A 24,884-nucleotide genomic window follows, 5' to 3' on the forward strand; every position below is an offset into this window, starting at 1 on the left:
AAATTAATCAATAAATCTTCATGTTCTCTTAATTTTAATTTGTTAAAGTGGACCAAATTAAGTGGGTTAGGTTGGCCATGAAAATTTTTATAAAGAATAATAAAGTCTCTCGTTATCAAGATACGCGGTCTTTGTGGCAGAAGCTTGAATTATTAATTGCTCATGATCTTTATCAATATTTAGGCGGTAATAAGCCTGAAGCGATGCATATCGCTACGGTACTTTTGTCGGATTTTAAGAAAAAGAGCATTGCTATTGCTGATAAAGTCATCGATGAAATAACCTTACCCAAATACCGTAATTTAATTTTACAGCACTTATTAAATAAGCTCTATAGCGAGTCTAGTTATCATGTGTTTTTAGAAAAATTTGCTTTAAGGCTAAGTGGTGGTAAGGAAACTCAATTAACGCTATCTGTCTTACAACATGCTGGCATTAATGATACTAAGAGATTACATGATGTGTTTGTAGCGTTTGTATCAGAGCAGAAAAAGCTTGCTAAAAACTTCCCTAATTTTTCAAAAATTAAAAATGAAGATGATTACGAGCAATTTATCAGTGTGCTTGCATCAAATCCCTTGTATGAAAAATTTTTAAGTGCTTTTACAACGTATTTAGCTGATGCGTTTAATGATAAGCGAGAGAGCAATACGCAAGTTGCCGCGCCAACGGTGTTAACTCCTGAGTCGTTGTTGGATTTTTTTCAAGCGATTAGTACTGATATTGTATTAGGTAATTTTAATCATACACCTTTAAAAAAAGGCACCCTGTATGTAGAAATCATCCAAGGCGATTTATACTACACGACCTTAAATCCTTCTGGTCTGCGGGTAAGTGGTTTTATCAGTTCGAATGAGGAGGAGCTAAATTGTCGCCTGACTAGCCAGACAACGAAAGCGGAGCTAAAGCCATATTTACCTCATATTCTTACTATTACCGCAGCTAGAGGTCATACTAGCCAATTAGTATTTCGTCATACCGCGTCTTTAAGAGACAAAGCGCAAGCATTTCTTACGGAGCAGGCTAATAGTGGTTTGCTTTGGGCTAACTTACCCGCTAGCGATTTTATTGTTAGCGAGGAAAATAAATTTATTCTTAATCATTGGTTAGCTGATAATTTGCCTTGTTTTATTAATCACCTTATTGAGGATAGTTGTGATCGCTATGAACAACAATTAAAAGCGATGGCAGAGCACGCGAAGAATCAGCGAGGGATGACTGCTTATATTGCTAATGAAATTAATGAAGTAAGCGTTTTAATGAAAGATATTATGCATAGCATAATATTCTTTAATCTAGAAAAAAGTGTCTATGAAAGAAATAGTGAAATTGATAGTAAACTTGAGAAGTTAATCAATCATATAAAGCAGTTGCAAGAATTCTATAATACCACTCCGCTGCAAGCACCTAATGAGGTATTTCCAAAAATAAGGGGTAATTTTGAGGCGTTTATTAACAATCTAATTTTTAATAGGGGCGCAGGTGTTATTCATTATACTAGCGCAACAACTACGTGGCGCTTAGACCTTATTTCACTCATAGAGGCATTAGTTAAAGATAAAGCTGTTCAAGTTTGTAGTATTCAAAGTAATAACATGGAATATAGTTATTTAACCGATGAAATAGGTCAAATTATACCTTCTCATGCTCTTCTTAGAGAAGAATTGAAATTACAATTAACCCATTATTTAAGCCATGATATTCAAGCTTATCACCGGCAAGCACTATGTCGTTACCACGCAGAAAATTTACCTATGACGGTTGTTAAAGCTGAGCCTTTATTGGCTACACGAGTAAAGCTTTCTGTTCCTAGTAAGCCGTTTAATTTACCAAGTATTAAATTTAAAGAAGCAAGAGAGCAAGCTTATCGCCATTATAATATGCGGCATATTCTTACTCTTAAAAGTTATACAGATTGGACGCTAGAAGAGAGGCGTTTACAAGAAACACATAACCGTATTTTACAACCTAATTTTATGGAAGGGCTAATTGATGAGCAGTTAAATCATGCACAGGTAGCTCAAGAAAAATGGCTAACTGATGTGTTAGTTCCTAGGTGGCAAACAGCACTTTTTTTAAATATTGCGGCAAGGTTAATTACGGATTATCGCATAGACACGGAACAAGTGAACGAGACTGCTAAACAGCTGTGGTTTGATATTTTATTTTCTCGGTTTACCAAGAAATTGATGAATCATTGGCAAACTATGTCACTAAGCGTAGCTCCCCTTGCAGGCACTGGTATTCACGAAAATTGTGTGGCGAAAGCTAAGCAGCGCATGAGTTCACTTTATTCAGCTCTCACAGAAGATACATTTGATTATGATGTTAAATTTCAATCTTGTCTTATCATAGAAAAAAATAAAGTTCGTAAACAGTTAATTAATACAATTATAAAAGAGTTTCTTGATAACTATTTAGATTTATTTACTAAAGGCAAATTAGAGAACAAAAGCCAATATCCTATTGGTAGTAATAAAGACTATGTTTTTTTAGGCCCGGCAGCAAGTGGTAAAAGTACAATTTCTAATCAATACATTCAGCAGCAAGAGCGTAGCGATTATATTTCTTTAGCTACTGATGATTACCGCGGTATTTATCTACCAGCAACAGATATTTTTGAGCAACAAGACACCGAGCAAGTTTTTATTCGCACCCAAGATAGTGCTTATTTAATCAGCGAGTTAGTTGAAGACAGATTATGCTCACTTAAGGATAAGCGACCTAATATTATTGTTGATGGTGTTACCTATAAGCCTGCGCATCGTGCGTTAATAGAAACGAATAATAATTCCATTATTGTTTGTGCTTGCTTAGATGATATGGCTGAAGTGGTTAAACGCTCCTATGATAGAGCTATGCGCGAAGACAGCAGCTCAGCTGATAGGGGGCGCTATGTAAACACAACCAGTTTAATTCAGATGCATAAAGCAGCAAGCGTGGATTTAATTGCTTCTTGCCCACCTAATACTAAGATTGCATTTTACAATACTAATATTCCACGCGGCGAGGTGCCGCCCTTAATAGCGACCATTGATACCCACCATGAAAAAACCTTAACCATTCATCATGAAAAGGGCGCTTTATTACGTTTAACCTCATTTTTTAACAAAAAACGTCTAAATGTTAGTGCAAAAAATGATAACAGTCTTTTTATGTCTAACTTACAAAAACCAGGCTTTCAAATTGAGTCATTATTTAGCGTACTAAAGCATGGATTTAAAATTGTGCTCCATGATGATCAGAATAATCCTTGTTTAATAGTTAGTAATGACGGGATGGTTATTCATAACGCAGAATATATTAAAGAAAAACTTACTGAAAAAAGTAACGAAAAAGAGTTACTAAAGATGATGCTATTGTATGGCAAATACGGCAGCTTGAAAGAAGTTAAAAAGCAATGCCTTATTTATGAAAATTCAGATGTGCTTATAGCAAAAATACTTACTAACGCGATGGATAAGTTACAAGAAGGCAATATATCATTAGCAGTTTACAAGTACTAAATCAATCGGGCTAGTAACCAAGCAATTAGGAGGCACTCGTGAAACAACTTGATGAAATGATAAAGCATTATGTGCGACAGAAAGAAGACTTTATTCACGAAACTGGAGAGGTATTAAATGATACCCCAGACATGCAAGAACGCTCTAATCAATTAGAAGTATTTAATACGCTATTAGTTTATGCTACTTATGCTACAGCCAATCAACTAGAATGCGAACTTAGCAAGTGTTTTTCAGGTGAGTATGAAAATGAGACGATTAATTATATGTGTCAACAATTGCGCGAACTAAATGCTGTTTGTATGGCCTCTAATAAGGGAGATGAAGCTTGCCAGGGTCTTTATAAAAATATTACTCATTTAACACCGGAAATAAAAAGTTATATTCGAGAAAAATTAAGTAAAGCAGCCATTGAAATGGTGCTTGCTAAAACACCCATTCCAGTAGAAGAAGAAACGTTAGTACCTAGGTTTAATTAGTACTTGAAATGTAAAGGCCTTAAGTATCGGGTTACCTATAACCATTTGTAACACGCCCTCTCCCCAACCCTCTGCCCGCGAATAGACCTGATCCAAGCTATCAAGTGTCTTGCGCGGGAGAGGGGGTTAATCGAGGCAAGCTGAAAATTAGGAGTATAGTTTAAGGTTATCTAACGTGATTTTGACACAGGCCCTCTTATAGCGTTTATATCGAATTCACATGGATAATTTCTTTAGAGTTTTTGCCACCAACTTTTAATTGATGCTCCTAATTTTAAACTCACCCCAATCAACCCCCTCTCTCGCGCAAGGAATTTGATGAATAGAATAATACTTTTTCGCGGGCAGAGGGTTGGGGAGAGGGCGTGTTGTGAATGGTTATGGATACTTTGCAAATTTCTATAAACATTTCTCTTTCAGGCAGTGACAAAAATACTCTTATAGCGTTTATATCGAATTCACATGGGTAATATCTTTAGAGTTTTTGCAGCCGCCTACCTTTAATCGATACACCTAATTTTAAATTCACCCCAATCAACCCCCTCTCCCGCGCAAGGAATTTGATTAATAGAATAATGTTTTTTCGCGGGCAGAGGGTTGGGGAGAGGGCGTGCTATGAATGGTTATAGATACTTTACGAGTGCCTAAAAAAACCTAGACGGTCGCTATATTGAATTGACATAAATTATGGCAATATTTTTAAATTATTTTTAGTAAAAAAGTCAAGAAATACTCTTATTTTAGGCAGCTCATAGTCATAAGCTCGATAAAATATAAAAATGTCATATTGTCTGAATTTATATTGGGGCAGCACTTGAATTAAATCGCCTCGGTTAAGCCATTGCTTAACTAATATATCACCTGTTAAAAAGAGTCCAATACCTGCTAAACATGCTTGGTTAAGTGCATCAAAGTTATTCATATATAAAATAGGTTTAGCGCAAGGCAATTGATTGCCATCGGCTAGAGGTAGAAAGTAAGCAGGCCTTCGTAGGGTGTGAGAAATAATTTTATACTGGGGTAACTGTTCTGCAGTTTCTGGCTTACCATATTGTGCAACAAACTCTTTTGACGCGCAAAGAATATTATGAGTAGTAAGCATTTTGCGGTATTTAAGATGTTCAGTTGCTGGTGGAATGGTTGGGAAGCCCACCATAATATCTATATCTTCGCGTGCTAAATCGGCATCTTCTTCTGAAAAAATAATTTCTAAGTAGAGTTTAGGGTAGGTAGCCATAAACGCTTGTAAGTGTTTAAGTACCCAAGCTTTGGAGGTGATGGTAGAAACCAAAATTTTTAATTCGCCTTGCGGTACGTCTCGGCTAGATTCAATAAAATGATTAAGAGAGGCGATTTCCTCTTCGATAGGCTTGCAGTGCTGATAAAATAAGAGGCCAAACTCTGTAAGCCTAACTTGCCTGGTTGTACGTTGGAATAGTTGCTCACCTATATTTTGCTCAAGGTTTTTTATTTGCTTGCTAATGGCTGTTGGCGTTAAATGAAGCGCTTGTGCGGCCAGTGAAAAACTTCCTAATTCAACTGCTTTTAAAAAACATTTGATTTGTGAGTGATTATAAAAATGCATATTGTTCTTTTTATTATGAACTATTAGTTCATAATAGGCAGAAAAATAGTCAATTTACAACTTTTATGACTAGATATTATAATAATTACTAAGCAACAAGAGGAATTATAAATGACTACTATACGTACTATAACCTATGCTTTTCATCACATAGGTATTCCAACAACTGAAATTAAACCTAATGAAAAATACAGTTCAACTTTTAAAATGTATACAAGTGGTGGGCAAAATAGCGAATACCGTATTCAATATCATCGCTTTGAAGAGGATTCACCACTACATCCTTTAGTAAAATCAAAGCCACATGTTGCTTTCAAGGTTGATAATCTTGAAGAGGCTATTAAAAACAAGGAAGTGATACTTAGCCCTTATGAGCCTTTTTTAGGATTTAAAGTAGCAATGATTGTTGAGTGCGGAATGCCCATTGAGCTTATTGAAACCACGTTAACTGAAGAAGAGATATGGCAGGGTAGCCATAAAAATTCCGTTATTTACCCTGAAGCAGATTAGTATCTTTAAGATACTAATCTATTAAAATTTAAAGGAGGCAGATGCGCTTGCGCTAAACTCTTCTGTAATTTCTTGTTTAGGATACAAATTTTTATTTTCAAGGAATTGTTTTGCAATATCGGCTATTTCGTCAGGGTGCAAATTGGAAGCATCAATACTTAATTTATTGTCTTTTTTCGTTTCTGATAAAATTTTTCTAGCCATGGGTCGAGTGTTATTAAAGTAATCTGCAATTCTATATTGAATAACACTTGCTTGGTCATCTTTGCGTCCCCGGCCTAACAAGCGAGTTTGCATCACTTCTTTGGAAACATCTAAATCAATTACTGCTGCCGGCGAGCCATAACGATTTCTAAAAAGATTCCACTGTGATAGCGTCCTTGGAAAGCCATCAAGCAAGACAGGCTTGGATTGTTTTAAGGCATCAGATTGATTCATTACGCCCATGACCTCGTGATCACTGAGTAATTTCCCTTGTGCAATACGTTGCTTAAATGATTCAGCTTGGGGATGTTTAGGGTTATTAATGATTTCGCGCAGTGCTTCCCCAATAGAGAAATGTTTTACCTTCGATAAATTTGCAGCCAACACACCTTTACCACTGCCAGGGCCACCCATAAGTAGAATAATTTTAGGAGAAGTTAATCCCGTTCTTTCCATTAAAGTTCTTAAAAACACGTTACATCTACCCCCGTTATTTTTATATTTAATTTAGAGTGATACCTTTGATTAAGTCATTGAAATAAATCAGTTTAGTCATTTCTAGAGCATCTTTTATAGTAAACATAGAATAATTCTATAGTCAAATAAATTTTACAATAAAGAATTATTTAGAAGCAGTAAGCTGTTATAAGCTTAAGATGCTTCAGGCGCAGGCTGCATAAGGCTTTCTAACAGAGCACGCTTCTTAGTAAAATCGATAGTATGAATTGAGCGGGTCAGAAATTGCTTGTCACAAAATACACGCCAATGAATACGGCAAGCTAGCCCATCATTTTCAATAATATAATAGCTATTTAAGCCATCTTTACTGCGCATACACATTAGGGAACCTGCGTGCAGAACAAGGCAAGAATCCTGGTTGTCTTTTTCAATTAGCCCTAAGTGCGCGTAATGCAGATGTCCTGTGCAAACGATGTGCACGGTACTTTGCTTAAGATACTTTAAGAATTCCTGATCATTTTGTAAGGGCTTATGCAAACCTTCCAAATAATCAAAATTATGATGGAAAAATAAGATATTTAATTTGTTATCTTGTGTATCAAAATATCGCGTAATCACTTCTAATGTCTTATGCGATAATTCGCCATCTTTTATTTGGTAAGGATTAACACTATTTATACCTAAGACCCGTATTTCTGAATTGGTAAACGTAACAGGCATATCACTGGTAACATAATGCTTGTAGTTTCTAAATGGATAAAGTAAGCGGGCAAGGGGATTATGAAGTGGGATATCATGATTGCCTGGTACGATGAACGTTGTACCTGGTAATTGCTCGAGAAATTTTTTTAATTCTTCATACTGATGCGTTTTAGCGCGCTGAGTTAAATCACCTGAGATAATAAAGGCATCAGGTTTAAGCGTGCTTATTTCTTCCAAAAAAGCAGTTAAAATATGGGGATAATGCATACCAAAATGTAAATCAGAGATGTGAATTATTTTCATGGTTATTTGTCAGTAAAAGAAGAGATTTAGGTAAGCTTTTATAATGTAAGGGCGTTTGTACAGTCATCGTATCACCGTCTAAGGAAATGATTATTTTTTCTTTATGATGAATAGTCAATTCAATAGGACAGGAGGCTTGTTTAATATCAAAATTATGTTTTTTAGTAAACAATGCACGTAAAATTTCAAAAAAGCGCAGTCTGCCATGTTTAAAATAGTAAATTCCTAACAATCCCTCTTTAAAACTTTCTCGCGTAAACTTCAATGGAAATTCATAAGAATAAGGATTATTACTAATCATAAAAAAAGACGTTTTAAGCAAGAGATTAAATTCCTTAGATTTAACTAAGAGAGAGTATGAGCGATGATAAAACAAGGCTTGAATAAAGCTTGGAATGTAGCTTAGCCATTTATTATAAAATTTTGTATAGTAATCGCGTTTCTGAGCAAGTTTTGGATAAAATCCGATAGAGGAATTATTAATAAAAACATTACCATTGACTTCTGCTAAATCAATAAGGGTAGTTGTTCTTTTTTTTATTGCTTCTATTAAGTCATCAACTGTAAGAGGCAGGCCCACTTCTTTAGCAAAATGATTCATCGTCCCTAACGGTAAGACACCAAGCAGCGTTGATGTGTGAGCACACCATTGTGCAGCGCTGCGAATGGTACCGTCACCACCGCCAACTAATAAGATAGGATGGTTTGCGCGGCATTGTTTTATGGTCTGCTCTAAATTTTTAGGGGTTGTTTTATAAAGTTGATAATCAAGCTTATGCTGGGTGAAGCCTTGTAAGTATTTTTCAAGTTGATGTGCGTTTTTAGCTTTATTATTTATAATAACCGCAATATCAACCATAATTTCCCCAGGTTTAAAGAAACATATAGACCTTTTGCACTAAAGCAAAATCTACTAGTTATGTAAGAAGTCTAGTGTAGTTAGATTGCTAATAAGTCGCAACCATTCGTTTTATTTTAAGCTTAAGATTTTATTTAGTTGAGTTACTAAGCATAAAGATAATTTTCAATTTATTTATATCCTGTTACCATAATTAAAAAAATTCCCTAGGAAGATTATGCCCTCCTTTGATATTGTTTCGGAAGTTAATACCGTTGAGTTACGCCATGCTGTTGAAAATACAAATCGCGAAATGGGAACTCGATTTGATTTTCGTGGTGTACAATCGAGTATTGAATTAAATGAATTGGTGGTCACTTTAAAATCAGAGTCAGATTTTCAAGTGCGACAATTAGAAGACATGTTTCGTAGTCATTGCACTAAGCGTAATGTAAGTACAGCAGGTGTAGATATGGAAGATGAACCGGTGCACAGCGGTAAGACTTATTCGCTAACAATGACCTTTAAGCAGGGTATTGATCAGCCTACTGCTAAGGACATTATAAAATTGATTAAAGACAGTAAGCTTAAGGTACAGACATCTATTCAAGGCGATAAAATAAGAGTAACCGGTAAAAAGCGAGATGATTTGCAAGATACCATTGCGTTACTTAAAAAGTCAGAGATTAAGCTTCCCTTGCAATTTGAGAATTTTAGAGACTAAATCCCTGCATTCGAAATACCGTAGTCTGGCCACAGTATCCATGCCTGTTTGCTATAACGCTGGATACCGCGGTCAAGCCGCGGTAATTCGGTTTTTCTTTATTTTCTTATTTATATTCGTGCATTCGAAATACCGTAGTCTGGCCACAGTATCCATGCCTGTTTGCTATAACGCTGGATACCGCGGTCAAGCCGCGGTAATTCGGTTTTTCTTTATTTTCTTATTTATATTCATGCATCCGAAATACCGTGGCTTGACCACGGTATCCATACTCATCTCATATATTTGAAATATAGCAGTCAAGTTATGATAGTTTGTTTCATCGCTAGCGATATAAAGGTAGATTATCGATGTACCACTGTACGGTTTTGCGAATTCCACTTTCAAATGTTTCTTTAGGTACCCAGCCAAGCTCTTGCTTTATTTTACTTGCATTAATTGCATAACGTTGATCATGGCCAGGTCTGTCTTGTACATAATTAATTAAATTTGTATAGTAGGTTACGCCTGGTTTTTGCGGTACTAATTCTTCTAATAAAGAGCAAATAGTATAGATGACATCGATATTTTTTTTCTCATTATGGCCGCCTATATTATAAGCTTCCCCTACTTTTCCACGCGTAATCACTTCATAAAGCGCACTTGCATGGTCCTCAACGTAAAGCCAATCACGAATTTGTGTACCTAATCCATAAACGGGAATAGGCTTACCAGCTAGCGCGTTTAAGATAACTAGCGGGATTAATTTTTCTGGAAATTGAAAAGGGCCATAGTTATTAGAACAATTAGTAATTAGAATAGGTAGGCCATAGGTTCGATGCCATGCTTTTACTAGATGATCAGAGCTTGCTTTACTTGCTGAATAAGGCGAGCTTGGCGCATAAGGTGTTGTTTCGGTAAACGCATCGTCTTTTTCTTCTAAATCGCCATATACTTCATCCGTAGAAATATGATGGAAACGAAAAGCCTGTTTTTGCGGCTCATCTAATGATTGCCAATATTGCCGTACTGCTTCAAGTAGTGTATAGGTGCCAATAATATTGGTATGAATAAAGGCTGCAGGCCCATTGATTGAACGGTCAACATGGCTTTCAGCCGCTAAATGCATAACAGCGTCAGGCTTATAAGTCATAAAGATGCGTGTCATTTCATCGGCATCAGCAATATCTGCTCGCTCAAAAGTATAGCGACTACTTTTATCTATAGACGCGAGAGCTTGTAAATTTGCAGCATAGGTTAACTTATCAACATTAATGACGGAGTCATCTGTATTAGTAATAATATACCTTATTAAAGCAGAGCCGATAAAGCCTGCCCCGCCTGTTACGAGTATTTTCATGCTATTCACCTAAATAAGTTAGACACGCTAATATTTATTAGCGATAAAATTCTCAAAACTTAATTAACTATATTTCATTACGGTTTTCTTCGGCCGGCCAATTAGCTAGAGTAGACTCGGCTGTGTTTGGCGTTGTTTTTCGTAATGACTTAATATAATTAGGAAGTTTTTTCATCTTTTTTTGACATGGTTTTTCAATAAAATACCACATAAAATAAGAGCAAATAAGAATAATTAGCCAGTAAGCTGTGTATTGAACAGTAAGTGGTATAGGCATTAACTGATTATGATAATATTCAACACAGCGGATGATTGGTTGATGGACAAGATATAGGGAGAAGCTAATTTCCCCTAAAAGGATAAGTGGCTTTACTGAAAGTAAGGTTGATAGATAACCCCTCCCAAAAGCGAAGACAAATAATAACAAGGCATAAAAAGGTGCTGAACCACTATAATATACCCAAGCATGAACAGCCATAGAAATTATGCCGGTATAAAAGAGTTGCATTGTATACAGTGGAACTTGAACAGAAGCCCAAAGTATTAAAATAACTACAAGGAATTCTATAACAGTAGCCTTAAAAATAGAGAGCTTAAGTTTTGAGTCGATAATTAACTGGTATTTCATCCATAAACAAGCAGCAACCATGCCGCAAACAAACTCAAATAAACGAGCTGGTGGCCAGAAATTAACCCAAGATGAAATAGTCGGCTGATAAGCTTCTAACCCGGTAAAAGGCACTGCTCTAGTTGAGATAGCCATCCAAATGGCTAATAAACCAAGCATGGCACTTAATTTTAAGCGCGACAGCCAATTTGCTTGAAATTTCCAAATAAGCAGAGGAAACATACAATAAAAAAATAATTCAACAGAAAGGCTCCAAGAAACAGCATTAAATGCAAAGAAAATGACGGCTTTATGATGCCAAGCTTGAGTAAGTGTCATATTTGCAAAGGCTTGCTCTAGCGAAAATGGCTGGTGGGTATAAAGCATAATTAGTAAGAGCACTAAAAAAATAAAAAAATGAACAGGCCAAATACGGCTTATTCTAGCCCATATAAATTCAAGCGAATCATCAAGTCGCTCAAGTTTGGGATAATTGTAAGTTAAAATAAAACCTGACAGCACAAAGAAAAATGTCACAGCTTGGCCTAAATTATAGGACGAAGAAAAACTTTCACCTACCTTGAAATAACCATTCGCATGCTGTAGCACAATCAGGGCCGCAGCAAAGAAGCGTAAGGAAGTTAGGGCTGGTAAGGATTTTTTCATAGTTGAAGCTTTATGAAACATTAAAGCAGGCCAGTATAGTCAATTATGTTGTTAATTTAAACTTACAGCAAAGCAAAAATATAACTTAAATTCACTGAAGGCATGTCTTCACTTTATTCTTGACCTGCAAATGTGCCTGATTATCATTATTTCAAGATTTTAAGCTTAAGTTTGCTAAAAAAATAGGTCGGGCTAAACGAAGTGTAGCCCAACAAACAAACAGCCCGCATGTTGCTTAGCCCAATTTAACTCCCGAAATACCGTGACTTGACCACGGTATCCAAAGCCCTTGCACTCATCGTTGATACTCAATTTATGATTACTGAAATCTATTGCTCTATCTTTCCTTAGCAGGCATATTAATTAAGGGCGTAATCGTTTGCTTGCCTCCCATGATGGCAAATAAGAGGCAGGTCATAAAAAAGACTACTTGTGATACATGATCTCGCCTGCATTGATACGCATTAAGTGCAAGTCTAAGAAAATCTTTTCTTTTAAAACTAGACCAGCCTCTAATAAAATCATGATGTCCTAGCCCAATAAGTTCTGCAATTAAGTAAGCCTGACTTAACCACCAGCCATTTTTAATTTGCTTAAAGCGGTGCACATAAGCTTTTAAACCGCGGTTTACACCGACTTGATTGTTACTATGCTGGCGATAGAGCATCGTGGGTTTTGAGTCAATAAACCATTGAAAACCATTGGCGCGCGCAAACGCATAACAATACCAATCATGTAGACTTATTTTTTGTAATTCGGCCCAATTTTTAAGGATGTTATCTTTAATACATGTTGCAAGTTTTTTGCTTAAGACATAAGTACAGCCAGGGCCTGCTGCTTCAAAAATAAAATCCCACGATTTTTGGGGCTGCGCTTTATTTATGACTGCTTGCCTGCCATCAGGCCAAAATGCAATAACATTACTCGAATAAGCATCATAAGCCCTGTGTTGTAATACATGAACTGCCCGCGCAAGCTTATCAGCGTGCCAAATATCATCCTGATCAGCAAAAGCAATGTAATCATAATCTGCAAAATCAACATCACGAATTAAACGAAAAAAATTTCTCGCAGCGCCCCCAAAACGCTCGCCATAAGGCAGGATGATAATTCTAGAATCACGTTTAGCCAGGGCATTTAGCCAATTTTCACTATCATCTGTGGATAAATCAATACTAACAAAGACAGTGACATTAATTTTTTCCTGGCCAAGAATACTAGTGATTTGCTGTTCTATAAATTGCATCCCATTATAAACAGCCATTAATACAGCGCACTTAGGCGAGATCTGATCATTAACGTGCAATGTGTGCTCCTCATAAATCGATTCGTGACGTTTTATAAAAACTAACAAGATGAAGATAGGCTAGTTTATTGTGATTATACTTAACTTTCGCTATAGTAGCTCCATTATTTTTAGCCGGTTAAGTTATACCTAACTTTCTTATGAAACTACTCCTTATATCAACTCGAATGGGAACAGCTGGTGTTGAAACGCTTCTATTAAGAATGGCTAAATTCTTATCAGAAAAAGGATTTCATGTTGATGTTCTTTTAATGCGCGAAGTTGATGTTGATAGTGCAAATCAATTACGGCAGTATGCCAATCTTTATATTGGTTGGAAATTTAGAAAATTAAACGACATTTTTTCAAAACTAGGCAAGGATTATTATCATTGTATTTATACGTTTAGTTTTTTCCCCTTAATTTATACGCTGTATATTAAACAAAAATTTTTTCCGAGCGCTAAAATATGCTTTGGTGTTTACCATCCCTATGAATATTGTTGGTCTTTTAAATCAAAGACAAAGCTAGCTAAATTTGCAGCAGAAATTATTCAAAATTTTCCTGCAGAAAATGTTTTTTTTATGAATCAAGGCATGAAAGATAGGCACACTGAAAAATTACAGCATGATTTTTCTTTATCGCCTATTATTCCAGTCCCAGTTGACGTTAATTCTTTCCAGAATGCAAAACGAAACTTTGCCTTTCAAACGCCTTATAAGATTGTTTCTATCGGTAGAATAACTGATTTCAAAACGTATAATTTTACTATGATTGAAGTCATGGCCGCCTTAATTCAAGAAGGCTTAGCCGTTGAATACCATATTTATGGCGATGGAGAGTTATTACCAAGACTACAGCAACTTATTCAGCATTATAAGTTGCAAGACTACGTATTTCTGCATGGCCCTGTGCCCTATACTCTGTTTTCTTCAGTTTTAGAAGATGCTTTTTTATTTGTAGGAGTAGGGACTGCTTTAGTGGAAGCGGCAGCGTGTAAATTGCCTTGTTTGCAAGGTATTGAAATGGATAAGAAAGCTGAATCTTATGGTTTTTTTCATGAGTTAACAGGCTATAATCTAGGCGAAAAAAACACAGATCAACCGCGATATAAAATGGTTGATTTAATCAAGCAACTTATGAACTATAGCGAAGATGCTTACCGTGAAGCGAGCTATCTTTCTTATAAACGATCTTTGGATTTTGCGATAGATTCTGTCATTAAAACCTTTCTTGACAGTTTACAAGGTGCGAAAATAGTCGACTACAAAGTAAACCATATTAAGTTAATTTACATGTTGCTTAATGCTATTTTTCTCTTTGTGTGTCGCAGAGCGAATATCGCGACTTCGCTCGATAACCGTTATGTAGAATAAATCATTTAGGAAAACTAATGGCAAGACTAAAGGATATTTATAATAGTAAAAATAATAATTTACTATTGTTGCGATTATTATGCGCTACGTTTGTCGTTTTTTGTCATTCTTGGGATCTCCTTAAAGTAGATAATCCGCTAGCAACTATTCTGCATTTTCTACCGTTCACCAGTAATTTAGGCGTACTCTGTTTTTTTGTAATTAGTGGCTTTTTAATCACCGAGAGCTATGTTAAAAATAATCAAGTTATTTACTTTATAAAAGCCCGAATTTTAAGAATTCTGCCAGGCTTTATTGCGTCTTTAATAGTAACCGCGTTAATTATTGGTAGCCTAGCGACCACCTTGCCATTGAAAGATTATTTAAGCTTACCGCAAGTGTATTCATACATTTATCACAATATGATGCTAAGCCGATTACAATTAGAGTTACCAGGCGTGTTTGCTAGCAATCCTTTACCTGGTGCGGTCAATGGTTCACTTTGGACATTAGTGATTGAGATTCGCTTATATGTGATCACGTTACTCATAGGGATCGTTGGTGGGTTTAAAAAAAGATATACAGCCCTCTTAGTGTCAGCGCTTTTATTTGTGCCTTTTACCTATTATTTCTATCATAGGCATGGTCCAATTTTTGCTGAACCAATTTTTTTCTATATTGCGGGTTCTTTATTTTACATTTTTAAAGATAAAATTATTATTAATTTCTTTTATGCCTTGCTTGGCGTAGGTATGTTTATTTTATGCCCTTATCCTGTGCAATTTGCAATAGCTGTGGTTGTGTTTACTTATTGCGTGATGATAATTGCATTTAAAAGAAAATTATCATTACCATTTTTAGATAAATGTGGTGACTTTTCATATGGTATTTATATCTATGCTTTTCCAATACAGCAACTAATCATTAATTTAAATCCAAAGATTATGCCAGTGCAGTTGTTTTTAATATCGTTTCTTCTTAGTTTACTAGCAGCGATTGGTTCTTGGTTTTTAATAGAAAAGCCGGCATTGGCTTTAAAAAATCTTAAATTTAACTACTTTAAGCCTGCAAAAATTTAGCTGAGTTTAGTCTTAAAATAGAAGTTAGTTTGTAAATTTACTAGGCAAGTGTTCCGTTCATTAAGGAATACTAGACTTTTGTACAATATTGATCCTTGTTCTACAAATTTTCATGAAGTAGAATGTCTAACTTTCTATTTAAACCAGCTTAATGGGTACGCTAAAGGAGTTAGTATAAAAATGATTGCTGCTATGGTTAATGCTGTTACTAGGATTAATAATAATTATAATCCCTTCCTCTTTAAGAATTTTCATCTCTATTTTTTGATGATTCTTACGGTTTTCTTTATTCCGCAAGAAATATATGGCTTTTTTACTCATGGTAGTTCAACCAATTTTTTATTATTTTCATTAACCTGTTTGGCGATGGGGAGTTTTTTAACATCATATTACCTCTTAAAGAGAATAAGATGGGATAATCTCCATACTAAAAAATGGATTAATTTAGATCATTTTAGCTGCGTAATGACTGGTTTATATGCATTCATTATTTTATATACAGCACTTACGGCAAAGGATATTGCCCTTTTTGCAGCGTTACGAGGCGTAGAAGTAGGAAAATTAGCTTATATTAGAGAGGAATTTTTAAGAACAAGAGTTGGGCATGAAATTTGGCTGCGCTATGGTTATAACATCATGGTGTTTGCGGTTATCCCTTTAATTACCACCAGACTTTTTGTACTTAAGCATAAGCTGCGTTACCCTTATCTGCTGTTTTTTATTTTTACCCTTTCCTTAACCTTACAAAAAAGTTTAAGCCAAAATGCATTTATCCCTTTAATTATCTTAGCATTCAATATAAAAAATTATCGCATGTTAATTGGCATGGTTTGCGGTTTAATTTCTACAATTTTACTTATTTCTTTTTTAGCATTTGGTGGCGTGCATGAGATAAAATCAGCACATACTAAGTCTCAGCCTATCGAGCAAACAACAGAAATTATTATAAAAAGCGAAAAAGCCAAGATAAATTTTCTTAAGTACTATGTGATGTGGATTCCTTATGAAACAGGGCTAGTATGGTTAGATTTTAAGGAAAAAGTTCTCAATGGTAAAAATGTCAATTTTGAATCTTTTCATTTCTTAGGGCCCTTAATTACAGGGAAACCTTATTTCCCACTAGAAAATTTAGTTTTTAGATATCAGTTTCACTCACCTAAAGATTTTACTGGCAGCGCTAATGTTACCTATTTTATTGATGCCTATGCAAAATTTGGTGCCCCAGGTGTAATTGTAGCCAGCATTCTTATTGCCTTTTTAACAGTATTAGTTTCTATACATGGCAGTTTAGTGGTTAAGTCCATGTTCTATCTTTCGTTATTTTATATGGCGTTGAATCAATTATCAGGTGTTTTGTTTAGTGGTGGCGTGGGGTTATTAATTTTTGTTATGTTATTTTCATATGATAAAAAAATGCCTTATTCAGCAGCAAATTCTATAACAGATTTAGATAGAAAGATGCAGCTTGCACCTTGCTAGTATTGGTTGCTCATGGTTAAAATTCTTTCTTACGAGTTTTGAATTTTAGCCATGAGCTTAAACTTATATGAGATTTACCTCGACTTTCATAATAAAAATAAAGCGCGCAGAATAGAAAGTAAAAAATGTAGTTGATGAAATAAGCATAAGATAACCCCAACAATCCATACTTATCGAAAAAAACTCGCGACAAGCAATAAAACGATGTTCCAAAAAGTAATTCGCTTAATAAAAATAAGTTTGTTTTGCGTTTAACTAACATATGGTAGGAAAAAACCCATGCGGCAATTTTAACCACGCTACCTAACAATTGAAATAAAAGAAAATCAGAGACAATAGAAAAGTGGCTGGAAAAAAGTAGACTAATAACAAAATTGCGGCATACATACATGATACTGGCTAATATGGCTGCTGCCAACACTCCCCAAAATAGGACTTCACGTACGACAGCAATCTCATTGGGCATTGTTTCAGCCCGGCTTAGTTTGGGCACGTAATAAGTGGTTAAGGCCGTAGTGATAACTAACAGGTAGAGTTCAGATAATTTCCAGGATGCCTCCCATAAGCCGGCTGTAGTCCAATTATCGACTGAGGCAATATGAGTTCTTATCAGAATTAATATTAATGGCGTAGAAATTAACGTCACAAAGCTCATGAGCCAATAAGGAAAAAATTCTCTAAATACGGCCACATTAAAATGTGGCTTAAGCCACCCCCATTCAAAATCCTTTACTCTAGTCATTAAACCAATAGCAATAAATGCAGTGACTGACTGCATGACTATTAAGGAAATTAATCCACCACTTAACCCATAAAGATTAACTAATAGAAAAGAGCTAAGCAACAGTAAAATACTGGCTAAGGATTTACAAACAATTAACTTAACAAATTCTCCCCAGCCATTAAACGCCGCAATTAAAGCTTGGTAAGTCATCATTAAAAAGGAGCAAAGTGCCAAAATATAAAAGGCATGGCTATAATTAGACGTTTTAAATATCTTTATAGAAATAACCGGAGCAAATAAAAAGATAACACTACCTATTAGAATTGAAGAAATAAGGCCAAGGCCTAATGCATTGCCTAAGTAGTTTTTTGTAGGGATTAAGGCAGATTTCTCTTGGGCACAATACCGAACTAAGCCTGTGGTGAATCCGCCGGAAATTAAAATAATAAATGCCGCAATAAAATTTTGAAATTGGCCAAAAAAGGCAACACCCTTAGGCCCAATTTCTACCGCAACAAATTTCATGACAACAAAGCCAGATAAAAGCTTGATTGCTGTTTCAACGCCTGATAACAGGGATGTTTTAAATAGATTCATTGGAATTTATTAATCATCTCAATAACATAGGCAAGCTCATTATCAGCAAGATTTGGACTCATGGGTAAGCTTAAAACTTGTTTATGAATTTGTTCGGTAATAGGAAGTTGTTCATCTTGGTATTGTTGGTAAGCTTGCTGTTTATGAGGCGCAATAGGGTAATGAATCAATGTATCTATTTCTGCGTCTTTAAGATACTGTTGTAATTCATCCCGCTTCTCACACATCACAACAAAGACATGCCAAACATGCTGATTAGATTGGCCAGGATTCGGTAATTTAATGTGCGGATTTTTTATTTCATTTAAATAAATATTAGCAATGTCTTGTCGGCGTTTAGTCGCTTGGTCTAGGTATTTTAATTTTACTTGCAACATTGCTGCTTGTATTTCATCGAGTCGACTATTAACACCTTGGTAATTATGAATGTATTTTTTATGCGAGCCGTAATTACGTAATGCTGTTAGGACGCTGTGTAATTCTGCATCATTGGTAGTAATCGCGCCAGCATCGCCTAAAGCACCTAAATTTTTGCCAGGGTAAAAACTAAAGCCTGCGGCATGTCCCCAATTACCAGCTTTACAGCCTGCTAATGAGGCGCCATGTGCTTGGGCAGCATCTTCTAAAATTAAGAGATTATGCTCGTTAGCAAGGGTTAGGATTTCCTGCATCTCTGTTAACCTGCCATATAAATGAACTGGTAAAATGACACGAGTTTTATCTGACAATGCGTTTTTAATATTGGCAGCTGTGATAGTATAAAAATCTGGATGGGGTTCAACAAGGACAGGCTTTAAGCGATTTTCAGTAATTGCAAGTATGCTGGCTATATAGGTATTGCCAGGTACAATCACTTCATCGCCTTCTTTAAGTTTTCCTAATGCTTTCCAAGCACGTAGAGTTAGGGTTAAAGCATCAAGGCCGTTAGCAACCCCAAGACAATATTCTGTGCCGCAATAATGCGCGAATTGCTTTTCAAATTGAGCAAGTTCATTACCCATAATATACCAGCCTGAATCAATAACTCGCGCGCAAGCTTGTTTTAATTCGTCAGCATATTCGCCATTTAGCTTTTTTAAATCAAGAAAACTTACCATTTAAATTTATCTCATAAAAGTCTAGAACAACACCGCGCGCGCCAAAATTTTCTTTTTGGGACAAAAGACCAAAATTCAAAATTTTTCCTTGTTCTTCAGTAGAAATACCGAAACTAAAATATTTAAACCCTTCCGTTTTACTTTCGGTAATACATGTTTCTATCAAAAAATCTAACGCACCTAATTCTTTCCCTTCATCATTAGTAGCCATGTATTGTGTATGGACAGTTGTTTTAAATTTAAAAAGAAGGGCTGCTGCCAGTATAGCATTTTCTTTTTCAATTACCTTTAATTGAATGTTGTTAGGAAATAGAGAAAATAACAACTCAAGTTCGGCTATTGAATGAACAGGGGAAGCATGATGGCGTGCTAAGACACTAGACAATAACTGGTGGAACTCTGCCCATGATGTTGACTCGGTAACAGTTAATCCTGATTTTTTAGCTCTAGCAATCAGCCATTTTCTACCTTTAGATAAGGGCATGCGTTCATCTAAATAAATAATACTTGATAGATCGCGACGGAAGAGGGTCGCACCTAAATTATTTGTAATGGCATAGATATCTTCTTGTGCCGCTTGGGTATATAAAAAATAGGGTATGGCTTTATAAATAATTTTTTCAAACCCTAACTCAGAAGCTTTTTGCGCAAGGCTCATGACAATGGCAAGAACGGCTTCTGCCCGTATTTTAGAAGATAGAAGTAGGCCGCCAAACGTTAGCCCCCCATGAGAATTTAAGACCTTATCTTTACAGGTCGCAGGCAAGACTGCCATTAACACATCATCTATATAAAACATGAATGATGCATCGGTAAAACGATCAGCATGATACTCCAGAAAATCACGTTTAAAAAAGAATAACGGGGTTTTACAGGTATCGATAAACCGATCCCATTCGTTTTTATTACTTGGATTATAAGATTGACAAACTACCATTGTAGAAGCTCCGCAACACCAAAGCCATTTACGCCCATATTATTGCCGTTATAAACGCAATAGGTTTTATCATGAACATGGATTAACCTTGGATAACATAAATGGATAGAGTCAAAATCATCTTCAGATAAGGCTAGACCAAATTCACTATCCTTTCTTTGCCAATCAATGCCATTGTTAGATAAAGCCAGTCCGGGGAAATAGTCTTTGCCGCTGGTGCTGCCTTTAGTGTAAAACATGTAGTATTGGCTATCTTTTTTATAAACAGAGGGACGACCAATTCGATATTCACTGTTCATGACATCAACGCAAAGCTTGCTTGGTTTTGTAAAAGTAATGCCATCTTCTGATTCGGTATACCAAATATTATACTTAGGATAAGGATTGCCTTGAATAAGTTGCCAATCATCACCTGCTGCAAACCATGCCTTCCAGACATTATTTTCATAAATAACACTATGAATGGCACGTATGGTGGTTGCGCCTTCTGCTCTATCTAAAATTGGTGCTTGCGTAACGCGTTTAAAGGTCTCGCCCTGATCGTTACTGATTGCTAAGCCGGAAAAAGCTAAAAACTTGGCGCGCTTAACTAATTGAAAGCCTACATAATACATACGTAAGGCATTACCATCGGGAACAATATCGCCTAAAATAACACCATTATCGTCAAAGCAACCCGCCTTACCTATATCCAAAACAGGTTCCTTAGAAACGGCCTTGATAATAGTCGGATTACTTGCATCAAGATCAACATACCCTATACGGCTAATTCCCTCTTGATCACGAAAGCCAGCATAGACTCGAATAGTTTCATCATTTAGCAGAAAAGGAGTAGGGGTTAAGGCAGAATTTACTTTCCAGCCTGCCTGCTCAGTATGAGAAAATACATGTCCAAGTTTTTTCCACTTCATGCGCTACCTCTCAAAGATTCACACTAAGTGCGCTTTTCTTTGGCATTTCTTTGGCGGGTGCACCGTAGTAGACCTTTTCTGGTTCTTCTAGGCTTTTAGAAACTAAGGCGCCAGAGGCAATGATGCAATCTCTAGGAATTTTTACATGATCATTAAAGGTTGAATTAACACCTAAGAAGCAAGATTCGCCTATATGGCAATAACCAGAAACAACCACATGCGACGATAAGAAACAGTTGTCTTCGATAACCGTTTGGTGACCAATATGATTGCCACTCCACAAAATAACATTGTTACCAATTTTTACAAAAGGTTGAATAGTGTTATCTTCAAAGATAAAGCAATTTTCCCCGATTTGCGCATTACGCCAAACAAATGCATGTGAGCTAATATATGTTGCACAACGGTAGCCTTTTTCCTTGACTGCTTTGTATAAACGGGTACGTAGACGGTTTAATTGCGAAGCTGGGATAGCTACAAAGGCTTCGTGAGTTTCTGAAGGGAAATGCGTTTGAATATCTTCAAAAGCAACAATAGGTTTATCATAAAGGCTAGTTTCTTTTAAATAGTCTTTTTCAACTGCAAAACCGACTACTTCATAGTCTGAATCATAAGTAAAATATTCATAAGCAATGCTTGCTAACTCACCAGCGCCAATTAAAACGAGTTGTTTACTTTTCTGCATAACTTGCTTCCTTAACAAATTGATCATAGTCGCGAATATAATCCGCTTCATCATAACGTTCGCTAGCAAAAACCAATAACACACAATCCTCACTAAAATCGTGCATTTCTCGCCAGGTCATGTTGTTAATTAATAAACCTTTTGTTGGAGAGTCTAACCACACATCATCTCTCGTGTTACCATTATCGAGAACAATACGGCACTTTCCAGCGACGCAAACTGCAAGCTGCTGTAATCTGCGGTGAGCATGAAATCCCCGACTAACACCAGGTTTGGTATCAAAAATGTAATAAACGCGTTTAATAGTAAACGGTAAATTACAATTCTTTTCAAGCGCAATTAAGCTGCCACGCACATCGCCAATGACCCTTAAATCAATTAATTCTTTAGATGACGTTTTATACCAAAAAGGCATTTTCAGTGCTTCATGAAACAAGTTAGCTGTTTCATCTTTTTTATTTACTATCGGCTCACCCTGGGCTAAGGGCCAAGCAATAGCTAATGCAGGATCATTCCAACGAATTGCTGCCTCACACGCTTGGCTGTAAACATCTGTGGTTTTGTATAGAAAATGAGTGTCATCTTCTAAGGTAAGAAAGCCGTGGGCAAACCCCTCAGGAATCCAGAGCATACGTTTATTTTCTGCACTTAACTCAACACCTACATGTTTACCAAACGTTGGCGAACCCTCACGAATATCGAGAGCGACATCAAATGCAGAGCCTTTTACCACACGCACTAATTTTCCTTGTGGGTGTGGTGGTAATTGGTAATGAAGTCCACGTAAGACATTTTTTTTTGAACAAGAATGATTGTCTTGTACAAAGCTAGGGGGCGCAGGTAAGCCTAATTTTTTTACTTCCTGATGAAAGCGCTCTTCATTAAAACTTTCCATAAACCAGCCCCGGTCATCGGCAAAGACGGTTGGCTCAATGATTAGAACGTCAGGAATAGCTGTTTGGATGAGTTTCATGCAATGACCTCTTCTTTGAGTTGACGAAGTAAATATTGGCCATAAGCTGTTTTTTTAAAGCGAAAAGCCTGCTCAAGAAGTTCTTCGGACGTAATCCATCCAGCGGCATAAGCAATTTCTTCTAAACAGGCAATTTTTAATCCTTGGCGTTGCTCTATCGTATGTACAAAATGGCTTGCTTCTAATAAAGAATCATGAGTGCCTGTATCTAGCCAAGCAAAACCACGTCCCAATATTTCCACATAAAGCGTTTCATCTTCTAAATAGAAACGATTGACATCCGTTATCTCAAGTTCACCTCTTGCAGAGGGACGGATGCTTTTCGCAATATCAACCACACGATTATCATAAAAATATAAACCAGTCACTGCATAGTTGGATTTAGGTGTAACTGGCTTTTCTTCAATACTAATCGCACGTCCCTGCTCATTAAAGGAAACAACACCAAATCGTTCAGGATCTGAAACATGGTAGCCGAAAATAGTAGCACCTGTATTGCGCACGGCTGCAGTACGTAAATTAGCCGAAAAACTCTGACCATAAAAAATGTTATCACCTAAAATTAAGCAACAATCATCGCCATTAATAAATTCTTCGCCAATTAGAAACGCTTGCGCTAATCCATCAGGCGAGGGCTGCTCTTTATAACTTAATTCAATACCAAACTGTTGACCATTACCAAGAAGGGCACGAAATTTAGGTAAATCATCTGGTGTAGAAATGATAAGTATTTCCCTTATTCCAGCCAACATTAATACGGATAAAGGATAGTAAATCATGGGTTTATCATAAATAGGTAACATTTGCTTAGACACACCCAAAGTAATAGGGTGTAAGCGCGTGCCTGTGCCGCCAGCTAAAATAATGCCTTTACGTTTAGTCATCATGTTGATCCTAAAATTTCTCTAATCACTCTAGCCGCACCTAACTGCCAGTTTGGTAGATGAATAGAAAATGCATGTTGTAATTTTTTAGTATTTAGCCTTGAATTAAGTGGCCTTTGTGCCGGTGTTATATAGTCTTCACTTGGAATAGGAATTAGATTTTTAATGGTAGATTGTTGTGCCAATTTTTTGGCTTCTTCTAAAATAAAATGGGCAAAATCATACCAAGATGTTTCACCGCTTGCTGCTAAATGGTATAAGCCGCTAAGCGCTGGGTCTAACGTAGTCGCTTTTAAAAGATGAGCTGTTACATCTGCTAGGAGTTCAGTGCCTGTAGGTGCCCCTATTTGATCATTAACAATTTTGATTGTTTCTTTTTCCTGGCTTAAACGCAGGATAGTTTTAATAAAGTTTTTACCATACGTACCATAAACCCAGCTTGTTCTTAAAATAAGATGCTGACAACCTGAGTTTATAATTTCTTGCTCACCTTGTAACTTGCTCACGCCATAAAAATTAAGCGGACTAGGTGCATCATTTTCTTGCCAACTAATATGATTTGAGCCATCAAAAACATAATCAGTTGAATAATGAACGAGCAATGAGCCTGTTTTTGCACCTTCTTGGGCTAAAACAGCAGGCGCTTTGGCATTAATAAGTATGGCTAAATCTTGCTCGCTTTCCGCTTTATCGACAGCAGTATAGGCAGCTGCATTGACAATGATATCTGGTTTAACTGTACGAATAGTTGTGGCTATTCCTGCAAGATTTTCAAGATTGGCTGTAAGCGTGCTATGTCTATCAAGAGCAATTAATTCACCAAGCGGGGCTAATGCACGTTGTAATTCCCAGCCTAATTGACCATTTTTTCCGAAAAGAAGTATTTTCATTATTAAATATCGGCAATCAGCTAAATAATGTCTAGCAAAATAAGCTAAAGTTAGTTAATTTTGGCT

General features: G+C 36.3%; 22 protein-coding genes. 7 read left to right on the plus strand and 15 right to left on the minus strand.

Features of this window, described 5'->3' with window-relative positions:
- Nucleotides 1–77 precede the first annotated feature (77 nt).
- Entirely contained in the window at nucleotides 78–3,506 is a 3,429-nt protein-coding gene (locus tag DYE47_RS01000; RefSeq protein ID WP_115301489.1) for a zeta toxin family protein, read from the plus strand.
- 38 nt (nucleotides 3,507–3,544) lie between these two features.
- Nucleotides 3,545–3,985 (plus strand): hypothetical protein, encoded by a 441-nt coding sequence (locus DYE47_RS01005; RefSeq protein WP_115301490.1) that lies wholly within the window; start codon nucleotides 3,545–3,547, stop codon nucleotides 3,983–3,985.
- A gap of 685 nt (nucleotides 3,986–4,670) precedes the next feature.
- On the opposite strand, the gene DYE47_RS01010 is transcribed toward DYE47_RS01005, so the two are convergent.
- On the minus strand, nucleotides 4,671–5,570 hold the full coding sequence (locus tag DYE47_RS01010) for a LysR family transcriptional regulator (RefSeq protein WP_115301491.1): 900 nt from the start codon (nucleotides 5,568–5,570) through the stop codon (nucleotides 4,671–4,673).
- Between the two features lie 111 nt (nucleotides 5,571–5,681).
- Between DYE47_RS01010 and DYE47_RS01015 the strand changes: the two genes are divergently transcribed.
- A complete protein-coding gene (locus DYE47_RS01015; protein ID WP_115301492.1) occupies nucleotides 5,682–6,080 on the plus strand; it encodes a VOC family protein in 399 nt (132 codons plus the stop codon).
- Nucleotides 6,081–6,101: 21 nt separating this feature from the next.
- Here the strand turns inward: DYE47_RS01015 and DYE47_RS01020 are convergent, their stop codons facing one another.
- The 3 genes from DYE47_RS01020 to DYE47_RS01030 form a co-directional block, all read right to left on the minus strand.
- The gene (locus DYE47_RS01020; protein ID WP_115301493.1) at nucleotides 6,102–6,740 is read right to left on the minus strand and encodes a nucleoside monophosphate kinase; all 639 of its coding nucleotides are present in this window, start codon (nucleotides 6,738–6,740) and stop codon (nucleotides 6,102–6,104) included.
- Between the two features lie 195 nt (nucleotides 6,741–6,935).
- On the minus strand, nucleotides 6,936–7,748 hold the full coding sequence (locus tag DYE47_RS01025; RefSeq protein WP_115301494.1) for a metallophosphoesterase family protein: 813 nt from the start codon (nucleotides 7,746–7,748) through the stop codon (nucleotides 6,936–6,938).
- A complete protein-coding gene (locus DYE47_RS01030) occupies nucleotides 7,726–8,607 on the minus strand; it encodes a diacylglycerol/lipid kinase family protein (RefSeq protein ID WP_115301495.1) in 882 nt (293 codons plus the stop codon). The genes DYE47_RS01025 and DYE47_RS01030 overlap by 23 nt, the downstream gene beginning before the upstream one ends.
- 217 nt (nucleotides 8,608–8,824) lie before the next feature.
- Here DYE47_RS01030 and DYE47_RS01035 point away from each other — a divergent pair, with 217 nt between their 5' ends.
- A complete protein-coding gene (locus DYE47_RS01035) occupies nucleotides 8,825–9,310 on the plus strand; it encodes a YajQ family cyclic di-GMP-binding protein (protein WP_115301496.1) in 486 nt (161 codons plus the stop codon).
- A gap of 325 nt (nucleotides 9,311–9,635) precedes the next feature.
- Here the strand turns inward: DYE47_RS01035 and rfbB are convergent, their stop codons facing one another.
- From rfbB to DYE47_RS01050, 3 genes are all read right to left on the minus strand, one after another.
- Complete coding sequence (gene rfbB, locus DYE47_RS01040; RefSeq protein WP_115301497.1) at nucleotides 9,636–10,649, minus strand: dTDP-glucose 4,6-dehydratase; 1,014 nt, start codon at nucleotides 10,647–10,649, stop codon at nucleotides 9,636–9,638.
- A 67-nt stretch (nucleotides 10,650–10,716) separates the two neighbouring features.
- A complete protein-coding gene (locus DYE47_RS01045) occupies nucleotides 10,717–11,922 on the minus strand; it encodes an acyltransferase family protein (protein WP_160149816.1) in 1,206 nt (401 codons plus the stop codon).
- 337 nt (nucleotides 11,923–12,259) lie between these two features.
- Nucleotides 12,260–13,228 carry a glycosyltransferase gene (locus DYE47_RS01050; protein ID WP_207385188.1) on the minus strand — a complete coding sequence of 323 codons (969 nt, stop codon included), beginning with the start codon at nucleotides 13,226–13,228 and terminating at the stop codon, nucleotides 12,260–12,262.
- Nucleotides 13,229–13,368: 140 nt separating this feature from the next.
- On the opposite strand from DYE47_RS01050, the gene DYE47_RS01055 reads away from it, so the two are divergent.
- The 3 genes from DYE47_RS01055 (at nucleotide 13,369) to DYE47_RS01065 (ending at nucleotide 17,120) form a co-directional block, all read left to right on the plus strand.
- Nucleotides 13,369–14,583: a glycosyltransferase gene (locus DYE47_RS01055; RefSeq protein WP_115301499.1), complete on the plus strand. Its 1,215-nt coding sequence runs from the start codon at nucleotides 13,369–13,371 to the stop codon at nucleotides 14,581–14,583.
- Nucleotides 14,584–14,600: 17 nt separating this feature from the next.
- On the plus strand, nucleotides 14,601–15,641 hold the full coding sequence (locus DYE47_RS01060) for an acyltransferase family protein (RefSeq protein WP_115301500.1): 1,041 nt from the start codon (nucleotides 14,601–14,603) through the stop codon (nucleotides 15,639–15,641).
- Nucleotides 15,642–15,821: 180 nt separating this feature from the next.
- Entirely contained in the window at nucleotides 15,822–17,120 is a 1,299-nt protein-coding gene (locus DYE47_RS01065; protein WP_115301501.1) for a hypothetical protein, read from the plus strand.
- Nucleotides 17,121–17,136: 16 nt separating this feature from the next.
- Here the strand turns inward: DYE47_RS01065 and DYE47_RS01070 are convergent, their stop codons facing one another.
- The 8 genes from DYE47_RS01070 to rfbD are packed head-to-tail and all read right to left on the minus strand — an operon-like array spanning nucleotide 17,137 to nucleotide 24,818.
- A complete protein-coding gene (locus tag DYE47_RS01070) occupies nucleotides 17,137–18,441 on the minus strand; it encodes an O-antigen translocase (protein ID WP_115301502.1) in 1,305 nt (434 codons plus the stop codon).
- Nucleotides 18,438–19,538, minus strand: coding sequence for a DegT/DnrJ/EryC1/StrS family aminotransferase (locus DYE47_RS01075; protein ID WP_115301503.1), 1,101 nt, complete (start codon nucleotides 19,536–19,538; stop codon nucleotides 18,438–18,440). Before DYE47_RS01075 ends, DYE47_RS01070 begins: the two co-directional genes overlap by 4 nt.
- Nucleotides 19,522–20,475 (minus strand): GNAT family N-acetyltransferase, encoded by a 954-nt coding sequence (locus tag DYE47_RS01080; protein WP_115301504.1) that lies wholly within the window; start codon nucleotides 20,473–20,475, stop codon nucleotides 19,522–19,524. Before DYE47_RS01080 ends, DYE47_RS01075 begins: the two co-directional genes overlap by 17 nt.
- Complete coding sequence (locus tag DYE47_RS01085) at nucleotides 20,469–21,386, minus strand: glycoside hydrolase family protein (RefSeq protein WP_115301505.1); 918 nt, start codon at nucleotides 21,384–21,386, stop codon at nucleotides 20,469–20,471. Before DYE47_RS01085 ends, DYE47_RS01080 begins: the two co-directional genes overlap by 7 nt.
- Nucleotides 21,387–21,396: 10 nt before the next feature.
- On the minus strand, nucleotides 21,397–22,071 hold the full coding sequence (locus DYE47_RS01090; RefSeq protein ID WP_115301506.1) for an acetyltransferase: 675 nt from the start codon (nucleotides 22,069–22,071) through the stop codon (nucleotides 21,397–21,399).
- Entirely contained in the window at nucleotides 22,058–23,044 is a 987-nt protein-coding gene (gene rfbC / locus DYE47_RS16565) for a dTDP-4-dehydrorhamnose 3,5-epimerase (RefSeq protein ID WP_115301507.1), read from the minus strand. Before rfbC ends, DYE47_RS01090 begins: the two co-directional genes overlap by 14 nt.
- The gene (gene rfbA, locus DYE47_RS01100; protein ID WP_425324452.1) at nucleotides 23,041–23,931 is read right to left on the minus strand and encodes a glucose-1-phosphate thymidylyltransferase RfbA; all 891 of its coding nucleotides are present in this window, start codon (nucleotides 23,929–23,931) and stop codon (nucleotides 23,041–23,043) included. The genes rfbC and rfbA overlap by 4 nt, the downstream gene beginning before the upstream one ends.
- Complete coding sequence (gene rfbD, locus DYE47_RS01105) at nucleotides 23,928–24,818, minus strand: dTDP-4-dehydrorhamnose reductase (RefSeq protein ID WP_115301509.1); 891 nt, start codon at nucleotides 24,816–24,818, stop codon at nucleotides 23,928–23,930. Before rfbD ends, rfbA begins: the two co-directional genes overlap by 4 nt.
- Nucleotides 24,819–24,884 lie beyond the last annotated feature (66 nt).

The organism is Legionella beliardensis (genome assembly GCF_900452395.1).
Taxonomy (GTDB): Bacteria; Pseudomonadota; Gammaproteobacteria; order Legionellales; family Legionellaceae; genus Legionella_C; species Legionella_C beliardensis.